The sequence below is a fragment of the Acidithiobacillus sp. TH-A36 genome (assembly GCF_057473445.1).
The window spans coordinates 1-1,078 of the sequence record NZ_JBYCKP010000323.1 but is presented as its reverse complement, the minus strand read 5'-3'; the positions used below and the strand labels follow the sequence as shown (position 1 = coordinate 1,078).

The 1,078-nt window shown below is 53.0% G+C and carries 2 protein-coding genes; both read left to right on the top strand.

The genetic code is table 11. From position 1 onward, the window contains the following. Positions 1-576, top strand: a 576-nt coding sequence (locus AC2VLY_RS08655; RefSeq protein ID WP_486922112.1) for a flagellar basal body rod C-terminal domain-containing protein, incomplete at its 5' end; no start/stop codon positions are given. Between the two features lie 10 nt (positions 577-586). Next, a partial coding sequence (flgL, locus tag AC2VLY_RS08650; RefSeq protein WP_486922111.1) for a flagellar hook-associated protein FlgL occupies positions 587-1,078 on the top strand: 492 nt, incomplete at its 3' end.

Here is a 1,078-nt window from a genome sequence, read left to right as displayed (position 1 = left end):
CCTAGCGACATATCGTCATTTCCGACTAATTTGCAGATCACCATGACCAGTGGTGCCAGTCAGGGAGGTTCGGCGACCTTCCAGATTTCTTCCGGGTCGGGCACTGGTTCGGTGATAGGTTCTGGAACTGTCAGCCTGGGTGGTTCCGGTACGCTCATCGACATCCCGTACCCCAAGCCTACAGGCGGTTATTGGCAAGTGAATCTCAGTGGCACCCTGGCGGCTTCCGGCGATGCGTTTACCTTGAGTCCCGGCGGGGCGGGGAGTAACGGCAATGCCCAGGCGATGGCCGCGTTGGCCACCAGCAAGGTTTTGAACAATGGAACGGCAACTTTTAATGATAATGCCGCGCAATTACTCACTCAGGTAACCAATCAGGCCGCTCAGGCCCAGAATAACGCCCAGGCCCAGCTCACGGTTTTGCAGTCGGCCCAGGCCTCGCAGCAAGCGGTTTCCGGCGTGAATCTGGATCAGGAAGCCGCCAGTCTGATTCAGTATCAGCAGGCCTATCAGGCGGCGGCGAAAGCCATTTCTGTGGGCAGTACCTTGTTTCAGTCATTGATACAGGCTCTATAAGGAGAACAGCATGCGCGTCAGCACCCAGGAATTTTACCAAAGCAGCCTGTATTCCTTGTTGAACCAACAAAGTACGCTGAATAATCTTTCGCAGCAGCTGTCCACCGGCAATGCGCTGATCAACCCTACCAACGATCCTGTGGGTAATGCTCAGGTTTTGAATCTCAATACCAAAATTGCCAATCTGGGTAGCTATCAACAAAGTAATACTTACGCTCAGCAGGGCCTCAGTATGAGTTCCAGTACCTTGCAAAGTGTCGGCACCCTGATGAATCAGGTGCAGCAACTGGCGGTGCAGATGAATAATGCCACGGTCAATTCCAATGACCTGCAAAATGCTGTAACGACCATGCAGGGAAATTTGCAGCAACTGGTGCAATTGGCCAATACGCAGGATGCCAATGGTACTTATATCTATGGCGGGTCCAATGCCCAGACGCCGCCATTTCAGCTACAGAGTGATGGCACTGTTCAATACATGGGCGATTCCAGCCAGAAAACC